General features: G+C 64.5%; 11 protein-coding genes. 1 reads left to right on the top strand and 10 read right to left on the bottom strand.

Annotated features, from left to right (window positions below; genetic code table 11):
* Nucleotides 1–116: 116 nt before the first annotated feature.
* The 10 genes from IVB13_RS23835 to IVB13_RS23790 all read right to left on the bottom strand — a co-directional run bounded on the left by IVB13_RS23835 (nucleotide 117) and on the right by IVB13_RS23790 (nucleotide 11,226).
* On the bottom strand, nucleotides 117–1,154 hold the full coding sequence (locus tag IVB13_RS23835; RefSeq protein WP_026233067.1) for an amino acid ABC transporter substrate-binding protein: 1,038 nt from the start codon (nucleotides 1,152–1,154) through the stop codon (nucleotides 117–119).
* A 53-nt stretch (nucleotides 1,155–1,207) separates the two neighbouring features.
* Nucleotides 1,208–1,801 (bottom strand): L,D-transpeptidase, encoded by a 594-nt coding sequence (locus IVB13_RS23830; protein ID WP_018456001.1) that lies wholly within the window; start codon nucleotides 1,799–1,801, stop codon nucleotides 1,208–1,210.
* 196 nt (nucleotides 1,802–1,997) lie between these two features.
* Nucleotides 1,998–2,972, bottom strand: coding sequence for a hypothetical protein (locus tag IVB13_RS23825; RefSeq protein ID WP_018456002.1), 975 nt, complete (start codon nucleotides 2,970–2,972; stop codon nucleotides 1,998–2,000).
* 84 nt (nucleotides 2,973–3,056) lie between these two features.
* On the bottom strand, nucleotides 3,057–3,620 hold the full coding sequence (locus IVB13_RS23820; RefSeq protein ID WP_018456003.1) for a thioredoxin family protein: 564 nt from the start codon (nucleotides 3,618–3,620) through the stop codon (nucleotides 3,057–3,059).
* Nucleotides 3,621–3,651: 31 nt separating this feature from the next.
* Complete coding sequence (locus IVB13_RS23815; protein ID WP_018456004.1) at nucleotides 3,652–4,350, bottom strand: cytochrome c biogenesis CcdA family protein; 699 nt, start codon at nucleotides 4,348–4,350, stop codon at nucleotides 3,652–3,654.
* Nucleotides 4,351–4,662: 312 nt separating this feature from the next.
* Nucleotides 4,663–5,274 (bottom strand): sigma-70 family RNA polymerase sigma factor, encoded by a 612-nt coding sequence (locus tag IVB13_RS23810; RefSeq protein WP_018456005.1) that lies wholly within the window; start codon nucleotides 5,272–5,274, stop codon nucleotides 4,663–4,665.
* Nucleotides 5,275–5,685: 411 nt separating this feature from the next.
* A complete protein-coding gene (locus IVB13_RS23805) occupies nucleotides 5,686–6,420 on the bottom strand; it encodes a response regulator (protein WP_018456006.1) in 735 nt (244 codons plus the stop codon).
* A 10-nt stretch (nucleotides 6,421–6,430) separates the two neighbouring features.
* Entirely contained in the window at nucleotides 6,431–8,176 is a 1,746-nt protein-coding gene (locus tag IVB13_RS23800) for a DUF3369 domain-containing protein (RefSeq protein ID WP_018456007.1), read from the bottom strand.
* Nucleotides 8,146–10,176: an ATP-binding protein gene (locus tag IVB13_RS23795; RefSeq protein WP_018456008.1), complete on the bottom strand. Its 2,031-nt coding sequence runs from the start codon at nucleotides 10,174–10,176 to the stop codon at nucleotides 8,146–8,148. Before IVB13_RS23795 ends, IVB13_RS23800 begins: the two co-directional genes overlap by 31 nt.
* A 54-nt stretch (nucleotides 10,177–10,230) precedes the next feature.
* The gene (locus IVB13_RS23790; protein ID WP_026233068.1) at nucleotides 10,231–11,226 is read right to left on the bottom strand and encodes a TRAP transporter substrate-binding protein; all 996 of its coding nucleotides are present in this window, start codon (nucleotides 11,224–11,226) and stop codon (nucleotides 10,231–10,233) included.
* Nucleotides 11,227–11,412: 186 nt separating this feature from the next.
* On the opposite strand from IVB13_RS23790, the gene ugpB reads away from it, so the two are divergent.
* The gene (gene ugpB, locus IVB13_RS23785) at nucleotides 11,413–12,753 is read left to right on the top strand and encodes a sn-glycerol-3-phosphate ABC transporter substrate-binding protein UgpB (protein ID WP_026233069.1); all 1,341 of its coding nucleotides are present in this window, start codon (nucleotides 11,413–11,415) and stop codon (nucleotides 12,751–12,753) included.
* The last annotated feature ends 35 nt before the right edge of the window (nucleotides 12,754–12,788 follow it).

Here is a 12,788-nt window from a genome sequence, read left to right as displayed (position 1 = left end):
GGGAGCAGTTTGAGAAAGACTCGGAGTTGCTAGCTGCCGCTACAATTTCCGATGGTGGTTATGGGTCCCGGCCCCCCGTGCGCAATTGCGCACTAGGCCGGGACGACAAAGACCTCTTACCGCACCGGCGGCGCGTACTGCACGCCGCCCGCATTCCACAGCTGGTTCATGCCGCGCGGGATCTTCAGCTTCGACTTCTCGCCGATGTTGCGCTCGTACATCTCGCCGTAATTGCCGACGTGGCGGATGATGCGGACCACCCAATCCTTGGTCAGGCCGAGCTGCTCGCCGTAATTGCCCTCGGTGCCGACCAGCCGCATCACTTCCGGCTTCTTCGACTTCAGGGCCTCGTCGATGTTCTCCGAGGAGACGCCGAGCTCCTCGGCGTTGATCATCGCGTACAGCGTCCACTTCACGATCATCATCCAGTCGTCGTCGCGCTGGCGCACGACGGGGGCGAGCGGCTCCTTGGAGATCATGTCCGGCAGGATCATGCTGTCGCCGGGCTTCGACAGGTTCAGCCGCAGCGCGTAGAGCTGGGAGACGTCGGCGGAGAGCGTGTCGCATTTGCCGGTGTCGTAGGCTTTCACGACGTCGTCCAGCTTGTCGAACTTCACCTCTTCATACTTCATGTTGTTGGCACGGAAGTAATCCGCGACGTTGAGCGCCGTGGTGGTCCCGGTCTGGACGCAGACCTTGCTCCCGGTCAGGTCCAGCGCGGTCTCCTTGTTGCGCGCGCGCGGCAGCATGAAGCCTGCGCCGTCGTAATAGGCGACCGCGGGGAAATAGAGATCGTAGTCGAGCTCGCGCGCCATGCTCCAGGTCGAGTTGCGCGAGAGGATGTCCACTTTCCGGCTCTGCAATTCCTTGAAGCGCTCGTTGGCATCGAGCGCGACGAATTTCGCCTTGCTCGGGTCGTTGAAGATCGCGGAAGCCACCGCGCGGCAGAAATCGACGTCGAAGCCGGTCCAGTTGCCCTTGTCGTCGGGGATCGAGAAGCCCGGCAGGCCCTTGTTGACGCCGCACAGCACTTCGCCGCGGCGGACGGTGCGCTTCAACGTGCGGGTGTCGTAGAATTCATAGATGATGGCCAGGACGGCGACCAGCACGGCGACTGCGAGCCCGATCAGCAGGCCGCCACGAAAAGTGCGCATCATGTTGCTCTCTCGAAAAATCGGGAAAAGGAATATTCGCTAATGCGAGGAGATCAGAGTTCGGGCTTCTGCCGGATGACGACCTTGGTGCCGACAGGGACGCGATCGTAGAGATCGGCGACGTCGCGGTTGACGAGCCGGAAGCAGCCGGAGGAGACCTTGGTGCCGATCGTGTCGGGCCGGTTGGTGCCGTGGATGCGGTAGACCGTGGTGCCCAGATACATGGCGCGCGCACCGAGCGGATTACCGGGGCCGCCGGCCATGAAGCGCGGCAGATAAGGCTGGCGCTGGATCATCTCCGGCGGCGGCGTCCAGTCCGGCCACTCCTTCTTGTTGGTGATGTTCACCAGACCCTGCCACTGAAAACCGTCGCGGCCGACGCCGATGCCGTAGCGGATCGCACGACCGCCAGGCTGCACCAGATAGAGATGCCGTTCGGCGGTCGAGATGATGAGGGTGCCGGGCGCTTCGGTGGTGCGGAAGTAGACGACCTGCTTCTGCCATTCCGGATCGAGCTCATAGGCATCGTCGGCGACCAGGCCCGGCTCGTCGCCGCGGTCGGGCTGCTGGGCGTAGGCGTGGGGCGCGGACAGGATCAGGCCGATCGCAGCCACAAACACCCCGGTCAGGCGACGAAAATCCGTCATTTCAAGCTCTCCCCGCGGCCAAAGCCAAATCATCTGGAACCATCAAATCTCAGGGCCATCTTCATGGCAAGTTCAAGGCACCCTTAGACCATATGTCACGAGAATGCTTTGGTTTTTTGACGGACCGCGCGCAATGCCACAAACGGGGGATGGCGCGAAAAGCAGTGGTCGCAGCATCCTCACCGCGCGCGGCCTGTCAGATCTGGTTATTCTCAGCCGCGATCCCGAGCCGCCGGACGATCTCCGTCCCCACGGCCCGGGCCTCAGGCCTCGAACCGATGCGAGGGCTGCGAAACCGTTGTCCTGACTGCAATCGGATCACGACGATGCAGTGCTCGTCCTCGGAGCGGCCGCGGCGCTCGACCGTGATCGTCTTGACGTCGCGCCCTTCGATGTGGTCGGCGCGCAACGTGCCGTCGCCCCACAGGCGTTCGATCCGGATATCGCCCTGGCGGATGATCCAGAACGCGCCGGTCACAAGGTTGGCATAACGGGAAACGCCAAAAGCGGCGAGCGCGCCGACGGGCAGCAGCACGATGTCGACCGACCCGGGCGACAGGCCACGCCAGAGCCTGTAGGCGTAGGGAACGGCGCACAATGCGACGACGATCAGTGCGACGATCCTGATGTCTCTCTTCGAGAACGGCTCGAGGGGGTCGCCGAGACGCATCTCGGGATTGCTGGCATCGAGCGGATTGACCGGAGACTCGACGTCGGGGACGTCGAATTGCGCGGCGATCCGCGCCACCGTGTCGTGCACATGGGTGACGTCGGAGATCGGCGGCGAGGTCAGGCGTTCTCCGGAGGCCAGCGTGAAGGCCAGCTGAAAGCGGGCTTTCGCCCTCTTGCTGCCGGGAACCTGCAATCCCTTGATGTCGTCCTTGGCGACGATCCGCGTCCGCAGTTTTCCGAACGGGCGCTGCTCGCCGATCAAGATCTCGTCCGGCGTGATGATCCACACCACCGCCGGCGCCAGCATGATGATAGCGACGAACGCTGCTCCAACGAGCAGCGCGACCACGGAGATGATCACCTCCAGGGGATCGTGTGTGAACAGGCCCGGCGTGAAGCACAGCGCAACGGCAGCCGCAAAGCCGGACATGACCAGCCGCTGCGCAATCGAGGCGCCCTCGCGAAGGCGAATGTCGGTGCTGTTGGTGGCGTCGTCCATCGCGGGCGGCTGATTACGTGGCCCGCGAAACTCCACGGACGGGTCCGTGGAGTCAAGCAACAAGGGCGCGACCCGTGCCGGGCGTCAGCTATTGGCGTTCAGCAGCTTTGCCACGGTGCGGTCGATCTCGTCATAACGGCCTTCGCCCTCGTGCTGGAATACGATCTTGCCGTTCTGGTCGATGATGTACTGCGCCGGCCAATATCGGTTGCGGTAAGCGTTCCAGGTCCTGGAATCATTGTCCTGCGCCACCGGATAGGTGATGCCGTGGCGCTTCAGCGCCGCCTGCACATTGGAGGCCGAGCGCTCGAACGGGAACTCCGGCGTGTGCACGCCGACCACGACGAGGCCCTTGTCCTTGTACTTGGCATAGAGATCGGTGACGTGCGGCAGCGTGTTGACGCAGTTGACGCAGCCATAGGTCCAGAAGTCCACCAGCACGACCTTGCCGCGGAGATCGGCGATATTAAGCGGCTTCGAGTTGAACCAGTTGTTGATGCCGGCGAAGTCGGGCGCGGTGTCCTGGCTGGCGGCGGCGGTGACGACAGGGACAGCGCGCGCGGCCTCGTCGCAGATGCCGGGGATGACGGCGCCTGTTACGGCGATGCCGATCAGTGCGGCGGAGACGGCGAGCAGTTTGAAAGTCATGGAAAGATCCTCCGGTGAAGCTGAGGGATGATCACAGGCCGATCTGGCCGGTGGGATAGAAGCCGGTGAGCCACGCCACGATCAGCGTGTCGTATTGGAAGTAGGCGGCGAGCGCGAAGCCGATCACGACGACGCCAAAGCCCTGCTGCAGCCGTGGCGAAATGCGCGCGAGACTGCGCACGCGCGTGGTCGCGGCCTGCCCGCCATAGGCGATCGCCAGCATGGGAATCGCCGCGCCGATGGCGTAGGCGATCAGCAGCGTGCCGGCCCAGGTCGCCTTCTCAGTCGTTGCGACCAGCGTCAGGATCGAGCCGAGCACCGGGCCGGCACAGGGCGTCCAGACCAGGCCGAGCGTGGTGCCGAGCACGAGCCCGCCGAGTGCGCCCTCGCGCTGCGTGGCGCTGGAGTTGCCGAGATCGAGCCAGCCGTTGAGCCGGATCGACAGCCATTCGAACGGTGCCGGCCACAGCATCAACAGGCCGAAGCCGAGCAGCAGGATCGAGGCCGCTTCGCGCAGCACGTTCGGATCGAAATTAAACAGCCGCGTGATGGCGCCGAGCAGCAGCGCGGTCGCGGAGAACGAGATGACGAAGCCGAGCGCGATCATCGCCGGACGAAGATGCGAGCTGCGGCCGATTGAGGCGCCGAGCAGGATCGGCAGCATCGGCAGCGTGCACGGCGCGGCGATGGTGAGGATGCCGGCGAGGGCAGCGAAGAGAAGTTCGAGCATGGGGCACTCGTGGAGAGGGTCACGAGGGCAGTTCGGGATGAGCGAGGCAGTCGTTACGCCGCGTCACGCCTTCGTGACGGGAGTGCTGCTGCCGCAGCTGTCTGCTCCAAACACAAAACGACCCGGAGGGGGGCATCCCGTCCGGGTCGTTGGAGGTCTTGGGAGGTTTAACGAAACCGTATGTGAGCTTTATAGGAGGGAAGTTTTTCCGCCTGATGTTGTGCTTTGTTTCAATTGTTTCGTCGGCGGTAACACTTCCGTGTCCGAGATAGGGCCAAAGCCAATGGCCTATCCCATTGAAATATCTGAATTTCAGGCGGCGAAGCGCTCGACGCCACAGCCCTTAAGCAATTCGGCCAGTTGCTTGCGGGCGTAGAACATCCGGGTCTTCACCGTGCTCTGCGGGATGCCGATGATCTGGCCGACCTCCTCCACCGACTTCTCGTGGTAGTAGACCAGCGTGATGATCTCGCGATGCGCGGGCGACAGCTTCTGGACGCAGGCGCGCAGGATGGCGCTGGTGTCGCTGCGGTCGAGCGAGGTCTCCGGCGTGTCGCAACCATCGGCGATCTGGCGCACGTCTTCCTGGTCGATGTCCTCGAAGCGGCGCTGGCGCATCGCAGTCAGCGCCTTGAAGCGGGCGATCGAGAGCAGCCAGGTCGAAACCTGCGAGCGGCCCTGGAATTGGCCGGCGGTCCGCCACACGTCCAGAAACACCTGGCTCACCAGGTCTTCCGCCGTAGTCGCGTCGCGCACGATCCGCAGGATGAAGCGGTAGACGCGCACATTGTGCCGGCAATAAAGGATGTGCATGGACGTCCGGTTGCCGTCGGCAATGCTTTCGAGAAGCATGTCGTCCGAGGTCGCCTGAGCGGCAATGATGCTCTGGCTGGCTTGGGCGTTGATGGCGATGACGTTCGGCATTGACTTGGCTCCCCGTAGCGCCGCAACCGAGCGGCGTTTCCTTGGACCAAAGTGTTAATGAGCCAACGTTTCGGGACGTCTGCACGAAAAGCGGAAAATGGTTTCGTGCGCCGACAAATTGTTTCGTCGAATTAGCCGCGACGAAACATTCGGGGCAAAAAAGCGTGGAATTTCAAGGTACGGAAAATACGGGGGTGGGGATTAGGCCGCCAGCGGAGGCGCCGGGAACGTATTTCGGGCTTTTGCGTTCGCACTCCCCGTGTCGTCCTGGACAAGCGAGCAAAGCGAGCGCCGATGCAGGACCCATTACCCCAGGGAGACGTTTTGCGGAGACGTGTGGTTGCCAGCTCGCGCCACAATCTCTGCCTGGGGTAATGGGTCCTGGCGTTCGCCAGGACGACAATGGAGCCCCTACGCCTTCTCACCCGCCGGCGAGAACAAATAGCCGCCGCCGCGGATGGTGCGGATCACGGCGGGTTTTGCCGGATCGGGCTCGATCTTGCGGCGGATGCGCATGATGCGCAGGTCGACGGCGCGGTCGAAGGCTTCGGCGTCGCGGGCATTGGCCAATTCCAGCAGGCGCTCGCGCGACAGCACGCGCTTCGGATTGGCCGCGAACACTTTCAAGAGCCCGAACTCGGATGCGGTCAGCGGGTGCTCGTTGCCCTCGTCGTCGCGCAAGGCCTGCGCTTCGAGATCGAGCCACTTGGTCCCGAACCGTACCAATTGCTCCTTGTCCGATTTCGCAGCCGCCGCGTCCGCCACGGCTTTCGCCGGCGCGCTCCGGCGCAGCACCGAGCGGATGCGTGCCATCAGCTCACGCAGCTCGCACGGCTTGGCCACGTAATCGTCGGCGCCGAGCTCGAGGCCGACGACGCGGTCGATCGGGCTTGCCGTCGCCGTCAGCATGATCACCGGCACGTTGATGCGGCTCTTGAGGTCGCGGATGATCGAGAGCCCGTCTTCCTCCGGCATGTTGAGGTCGAGCACGACGAGGTCGGGCATGCTGCCGTCGATCGCCGTGCGCAACGACTTACCGCCGTCGCACAGCGTCACGGTGAAGCCGTGCATCTTGAGGTAATCGCCGACCATCTCCCGGGCCGGGGCCTCGTCGTCGACGATCATGATGTGCTGGCTTTGGGTCATGGTCCTGAGATCACGAAATTTCGGTCGCGGGGAGGGTGATGGTGAAGGTCGAGCCCTTGCCGGGGCCCTCGCTCTCGGCGGTCACCTCGCCGCCGTGCATGTCGATAATACGCTTGACGATGGACAACCCAAGCCCGGTCGAGCTCTCGCCGGCGGTCGGTTTTGCCGACAGCCGCTGGAACCGGCCGAACAGGCGGCCGAGATCCTCCGGCGACAGGCCGGCGCCCTCGTCGCTGACGCGGACGATGGTGTCGCCGCCCTCATGGCTGACGACGACGCCGATCTTGCCGCCGATCGGTGAGTATTTGATGGCGTTGCTGATCAGATTGTCGATTGCCTCGCGAATGCGGTCGGTGTCGCACATGGTGACGACGTTGACGGGCGCGGTGACGCTGATCGCCTGCTGCTTGTTGACGGCGAGCGGCTGGTTGGCCTCGGCGACCTCCTTGACCAGGGCCGCGACGTCGACGGGCTCGCGGCGGATGGTGATGTCGAAGGCATCGGCCATCGCATCCGAGATCAGATGATCGACCATCGTGGTCAGGCGCTTGGTCGCATCGCGGATGTGATCGACCTGGGCCACGACGCCGCCTGACGACGCGCCGGTCGAGATCAACTCCTTCAGCATCTCGGTGCGGCCGAGGATGACGCCGAGCGGATTCTTCAGATCGTGGGCAACGGTACCGAGGATTTCGTTCTTGAAGCCGTTGGCGCGTTGCAGCCGCAGCCATTGCGCCGAGAGGCGGCGGTTGGCCTGCATCAGCGCGCGGGTGCGCTGGGCGACGCGGTCTTCCAGCTGGGTGTTGGCGGCCTGGAGCTGCTGGTAGAGGATGACGTTGTCGAAGGCGATCGAGAGCCGGCTGGAGAAGATCTCGACCAGCGAGCGGTCGGTCTCGGACAGCTCGCGCTCGGCCTGCAGCAGCACCACGACCTCGCGGCCGCTTCCGGTGCGCAAATAGATCACGCTGCGGTGGTCGGCGAATTCGTTCTTGCGGCCCTGGAACGCGGCTTCCACCATCGCGCGCAGATCGGGGTCGAGCGCCTTCGACGAGGTGGTGCCGATGAAGCGGCTGTAGCAGCCGCTGCCGGCGAGCACCGAGAGCTCGGGGTCGATGCCGCCATTGTCGCGCAAAACCAGGATACCGGCGCAATCGACGTTGAGCAGCGAGGCAAGCTGGGTCAGTACGCCCTCGGCGAGCCGCTGCATCGACTTGAAATCGTACAGCGTCGAAGCCGCGTCGATGATGATCTCGAGCCCGCGCCTTGTCTGCAGCATGCGCTCGAGCTGCTGGTAGGAGCGCAGCGCCGCGGTCAGCGAGGTGAACAGCTTGTCGGCGGTGAGCTCGGTCTTCGCTTTGTAGTCGTTGATGTCGTACTGCACGATCACGCGCCGTTCAGGCGCTTGACCGGGCTGTCCGGTGCGCAGGATGATGCGCACGGTCTCGTTCTTGAGCTCGTTGCGGATGTACTCGACCAGCTCGAGGCCGGCGACGTCCGTCTCCATGATGACGTCGAGCAGCACGGCGGCGATGTCGTTGTGCGCGGCCATCAGCTTGCGACCTTCGGCCGCGGAATGGGCGGAGAGGATCTCCAGGCCCTGGCCGTTGAGGGAATAGTCCGAGAGCGCAAAACGCGTACCGTCATGCACGGCCGGATCGTCGTCGATGACGGCGATCTTCCATTTCCGGGCGTCAACATCCTCCGATGCGGTACCGGTGTCGTCGATCAGGTGGAGGACATCGTCCTGTTCGGCCATTGAGAAGTCCCGTCAGTCTCTGTGCTTTGCCCGCCGCCCTTGGCGACCCGGGGCATGATAATGCGAAAAGTAGTGCCTTGTCCCAGCTTGGATTCCAGCATCATGCGACCGCCGAGCTGCTGGGTGACGAGGTTATAGACGATATGGAGGCCGAGTCCCGTGCCACCTTCATTGCGCCTGGTGGTAAAGAATGGGTCAAAGGCCTGGCGCTGCACGTCGGAGGTCATGCCGGCCCCGTCATCGGTGAAGATGATCTCGACGTCGTCGGCCCCGCGCGGCCGCGCCGAGATCGTGATCGTGCCGGCGCGGCCGTCGGCAAAGGCGTGGTTGGCGGCGTTGAGGAACAAATTGGTCAGGATCTGGCCGTAGGAGCCGGGATAGCCGTCGAGCAGCAGCCCCTCGGGCATGTCGACATGGAGCGTGATCGGCGACCGCTTCAACACCGGCCGCAGGCTCGCGATGATCTGCTCGGTGGCTTCGCTCAGTGAGAACTGTCGCCGCTCGGCATGGGAGCGGTCGACCGCGACCTGCTTGAACGACTGGATCAGCTCGCCGGCGCGCTGGAGATTGGCGACGAGCTGCTGCGAGGCGTCGCGCGAGGACTGCACGAATTCTTCCAGCTGCGAGCGGCGCAGGCCGCCGTCGCCCTTGAGCTGGGCCTCGAAGATTTCGGTGCGCCGGGCAAAGCTCGACGCAACGGTGAGGCTGATGCCGATCGGGTTGTTGACCTCGTGCGCGACGCCGGCGACGAGGCCGCCGAGGGCTGCGAGCCTCTCGGCATCGATCAGATTCTGCTGCGCGGCGTTGAGCTCGAGCAGCGCGCTTTCGGCCTTCTCCTTGGACGCGCGCAGCTCGTCCTCGGTCTGGCGCTTCGCGATGGCGTTCTCGCGGAACACTTCCACCGCGCGCGCCATGGCTCCGACCTCGTCGCGCGCGCGCGTGCCCTGCACCTCGCGGCCGAGGTCGCCGAGCGTGATCGCGCGCATCGCCGCCATGATCTGCTGCAGCGGCAGCCGGATCGACAGCGCGATCAGCACGCCGGCGGTGAGGATGATGCCGAGGAAGATCACGGCGATGGAGAGAACGCGACGGGAAATGTCCGCCAGCGTGCGGTCGAACGTCTCCTGCGCCTTTTGCTCGCGCTGGCGCATCTTGGTGGAGAGATCGTCGATGGCGCCGATCGCCTCGGCCTGGTTGGCGTCGATGGTGTTGCGCAGCAGCTCGGTACGGTTCGTGAGCTGCTCGGAGAGCTTTGCAAAACCCTCGCGCAGCGCGGCGGTCCGGGCGGCGAGTCGTCGCAGCGCCATGCGCTGGAGGTCGTTGTCGGCGAGATCGATCATCACGGGGATGGTCTTCTCGATGGTCTCGGTGTTGCGGCGGGCGTCGTCGGCCGCACCCGATGACAGCGACAGATAGTAGGAATTGGCCGCGACCAGCATCGCGGTGAAGGCCTCGCGCGACTTGCCCAGCGAAGGCCAGATCAGCGCGTCGCGATGGCCGGTGGCGCCTTCGATGATGGAGTAAAGGCCGGCCATGTCCCTGGCCGGTCCCTGCACCTGATCCTCGTAGGTCTTCGCGATGGTGGCCTGCACGCCGCGCAGCTCGCCGAAGCCGTTGAGGAAGCGGTCGGTGGTGCGCTCCAGCTCCTCGACCGAGCCCGACAGCATCGGGTCCTTGGCGGCGCGATTGGTCAGCGTCCCCAGCACCGCCTCGCGCAGCAGCAGGATCTCGGCGAACAGGTCGGGGCTCGGCTGGTTGATGTAGCGGTGGATCAGATTGTGCAGCCGCCCGGTCTCGCTTTCGAGCAGCGCCAGAATCCGGTCGGATTCGCGCACCTGGCGCACGTCGTCCCAGGCCGAGCCGAGCACCTGCGAGCCGTTCCAGATCAGCCCGACCAGCACGATGACCACGGCGGAGTTCAGCGCCGCGATCGACAGGATGCGCCAACGGATCGGCACCGCCCGGAGCACGCCGACCAGCCGCGCGCGCAGCCGCCCCATCGGGCCGGGCGACCTGTCTGCATGCTCGCTGTGTCCAAGCCCGGGCAAGAGGCCTCACTCCACCTTGCGAATGCGTTCGATCAGCGCGGCCGCGGCCGGATCCTGCCCGGCCTTGGCGTAGATCGCGACCATCGCGTCTTCGAACGGCTTGCGGTCGATATCCCTGACGATGGTGACGCCCGCTGCTTCCGCCTTGCGCTGCGACTGCTCCTCCAGGTCGCGCCATTTCTCGCGCATGAAGCGGCTGGAGCGCTGTGCGGCTTCCCTGAAGATGGTTTGCTCGTCGGCCGACAGGCTTTTCCAGGCCTTCAGCGAAATCACCAGCACTTCGGGGCTCATGGTGTGCTCGGTGAGGGCGAGATAGCCGGCATGTTTGTAATGGTCCGTCGTCACGTAGGATGGCCAGTTGTTCTCGGCGCCGTCGATCAGGTGGTTGGCAAGCCCGGCAAGCACCTGCCCATAGGGCATCTCGACCGGCTCCGCGCCGAGCGCGCGGATCATCTGGCTCATCAACTCCGACTGCTGCACCCGGATCCGCAATCCCTTGAGGTCCGCGACGTTTCTGACCGGGCGGGCGCCGTTGTAGATCGATCGCGCGCCGGAATCGTAGAAGGCGAGGCCAACGAAGCCGTAGGGCTCGAAGCTGCCGAGGATCTCGCTGCCGATCGGCCCGTCCAGCACCTTCTGCATGTGCTCGATGGACCGGAACAGGAACGGCATCGCCAGCACGTTCATCGCCGGAACGAAATTGCCGATCAGCGCCACATTGGTCCGGTTGAGATCGATCGCACCGACCCGGGTCTGCTCGATGGTCTCCTTCTCCTCGCCGAGTTGGCGGGAGTGGAAGACCTTGACCTCGTGCCGACCGCCGCTGCGCTCGGCGATCAGGGCGCCCATGTAGCGCAGCGCCTGCACGGTCGGATAATCCTCGGTCTGGGTGTCGGCGGCGCGGAACTCACGCGCAGCAGCTCCCGTCGCGCAGAGGGCGATCAAAAGCGCGACGAAAACCACCCCGGTCCGCGTGCGTTCGGCACGGTTCAACACTGGCACACTCAACCCCTCAGTGGTGGAGTCTATGGCGGGAGGAAAAGGTTCAATGCAATCTAGCAGATGGTCGTGGGAAGGCCATCCCGCCGGGCGCCTCGACGTGATTGTGCGGCGCGGCCGGGGCTCATTCCCGGTTGAAACCGCAAATGCCGCGCCTTAAGCAGGGGCAGCCGCTTTCGTCGGTGCGGCATGGAAAGAGCCATCGTGACTTCAGCATCGCGCCTTTTGCAGGTCGTCGCCGCCTTTGCGGCGCTCTCCTTGGCCGCGCCGGTGCGTGCCGCGACCGACATCGCGTGGTGGCACGCCATGTCCGGCGAACTCGGCCGGCAACTGGAAAAGCTCGCCTCCGACTTCAACGCCTCGCAGCCGGATTATCGCGTGGTGCCAACTTACAAGGGCAGTTACACCGAGACGGTGACGGCCGCGATCTTCGCCTTCCGCTCGCGCAGCCAGCCCGCGATCGTCCAGGTCAACGAGGTCGCCACCGCCACCATGACCGCGGCCAAGGGCGCGATCTATCCCGTGTTCAGCCTGATGCGGGACATGAAGGAGCCGTTCTCGCTCAATGACTACCTTCCCGCGGTCTCCGGCTACTACACCGATGCGGCCGGCAATCTCTTGTCCTTCCCTTTCAATTCGTCGACGCCGATTCTTTATTACAACAAGACCATGTTCCGCGACGCAGGGCTCGATCCGGAGGCGCCGCCGAAGACCTGGCCGGAGCTTGGCGCTGCTGCAAAACGCCTGCGCGATCGCGGCGCGGTGTGCGGCTTCACCACCTCCTGGCCGTCCTGGATCCATGTCGAGAATTTTTCAGCCTTCCACAATCTGCCGCTGGCAACGCGGGCGAACGGCTTTGCCGCGTTGGATGCCGAGCTGACCATCAACAATCCGTCTCTCGTGCGTCACGTCTCCGAGCTCAGCGAGTGGCAGAAAACGAAAGTGTTCGACTATAGCGGCCGCGGCCAGTCGGCCGAGCCGCGCTTCCAGAACGGCGAATGCGGCATCTTCATCGGCTCCTCGGCGACGCGCGCCGACATCAAGGCGAATTCGAAGTTCGAGATTGGCTACGGCATGATGCCGTATTGGCCCGACGTGAAGGGTGCGCCGCAGAATTCGATCATCGGTGGCGCCACGCTGTGGGTGCTGCGCGACCGTCCGCGCGAGGAATACAAAGGCGTGGCACGATTCTTCGCCTATCTGTCGCAGCCCGGCGTGCAGGCCGCCTGGCACCAGAACACCGGCTATCTGCCTGTCACCCGCGCCGCCTTCGAGCTGACGCGCGCGCAAGGTTTTTACGAGCGCAATCCGGGCTCGGCGATGTCGTTCGAAGAGATCACGCTGCATCCGCCGACGGAGAATTCAAAGGGCATCCGGCTCGGCTCCTTCGTGCTGATCCGCGGCGCGATCGAGGACGAGCTGGAGCAGGCCTTTGCCGGCCGCAAGAGCGCGCAAGCCGCGCTCGATGCTGCGGTCGAACGCGGCAACAAGATCCTGCGCCAGTTCGAGCGCGCCAGCCCGGATAGGTAGGGGGAGGGATGGTAGCTCGGCGTTAAGGCGCAAGG

This window comes from Bradyrhizobium sp. 17, from assembly GCF_023073515.1.
Classification (GTDB): Bacteria; Pseudomonadota; Alphaproteobacteria; order Rhizobiales; family Xanthobacteraceae; genus Bradyrhizobium; species Bradyrhizobium canariense_D.
The sequence above is the reverse complement of the archived record's forward strand: the minus strand, read 5'-3'. Positions and strand labels throughout refer to the sequence as shown.

Bases quoted from the DNA above. Each gene is read 5' to 3' on its own strand.
- IVB13_RS23835 (WP_026233067.1), bottom strand. From the start codon at position 1,154: ATGCGCACTTTTCGTGGCGGCCTGCTGATCGGGCTCGCAGTCGCCGTG.
- IVB13_RS23830 (WP_018456001.1), bottom strand. From the start codon at position 1,801: ATGACGGATTTTCGTCGCCTGACCGGGGTGTTTGTGGCTGCGATCGGC.
- IVB13_RS23825 (WP_018456002.1), bottom strand. From the start codon at position 2,972: ATGGACGACGCCACCAACAGCACCGACATTCGCCTTCGCGAGGGCGCC.
- IVB13_RS23820 (WP_018456003.1), bottom strand. From the start codon at position 3,620: ATGACTTTCAAACTGCTCGCCGTCTCCGCCGCACTGATCGGCATCGCC.
- IVB13_RS23815 (WP_018456004.1), bottom strand. From the start codon at position 4,350: ATGCTCGAACTTCTCTTCGCTGCCCTCGCCGGCATCCTCACCATCGCC.
- IVB13_RS23810 (WP_018456005.1), bottom strand. From the start codon at position 5,274: ATGCCGAACGTCATCGCCATCAACGCCCAAGCCAGCCAGAGCATCATT.
- IVB13_RS23805 (WP_018456006.1), bottom strand. From the start codon at position 6,420: ATGACCCAAAGCCAGCACATCATGATCGTCGACGACGAGGCCCCGGCC.
- IVB13_RS23800 (WP_018456007.1), bottom strand. From the start codon at position 8,176: ATGGCCGAACAGGACGATGTCCTCCACCTGATCGACGACACCGGTACC.
- IVB13_RS23795 (WP_018456008.1), bottom strand. From the start codon at position 10,176: ATGGGGCGGCTGCGCGCGCGGCTGGTCGGCGTGCTCCGGGCGGTGCCG.
- ugpB (WP_026233069.1), top strand. From the start codon at position 11,413: ATGGAAAGAGCCATCGTGACTTCAGCATCGCGCCTTTTGCAGGTCGTC.